A 438-nucleotide genomic window follows, 5' to 3' on the forward strand; every position below is an offset into this window, starting at 1 on the left:
CCCGGCGCTGCCGCACCGCTGGCAGCTTGCCGGGGATGTCGACGGCTGGTGGCTGGACACCAGCGGCTTCGACCTGGGGTCGCTGGCCGCCTGGCGCCATCGGGTGCCGCTACCGGAGGCCCTGGCCCGGGTGGTGGACACCCTGGACCCGCGCGGCCGGGTGGGCGGCTTTCGCCTGGGGCATCGCCAGGGCGAGTGGCTCGCCCGGGCGGCGCTCCACGAGGTGGAGGTGTCGCCCTGGGAGCAGGCGCCGGGCGGTGGGCCCCTGGACATGTGGGTCGAGGCCCGGGACTTCACCGGGCGGGTGAGTTTCGTCGGGGCCCAGGGGGCGACGCTGCATTTCCCCGAGCTGTTCGGCGCGCCCATGGCGTTGGATCACGCCGGCGGCGAGGTGCTCTGGGCCTATGACGGGCCGCGCACCCTGGTCCGCGGGCGCGA

At 76.0% G+C, this 438-nt stretch carries 1 pseudogene; it reads left to right on the forward strand.

The features are described from left to right. Positions 1–438, forward strand: a pseudogene (locus J5F18_RS08690) (DUF3971 domain-containing protein); the annotation flags it as partial.

It is taken from the genome of Halomonas sp. BM-2019, from assembly GCF_017584085.1.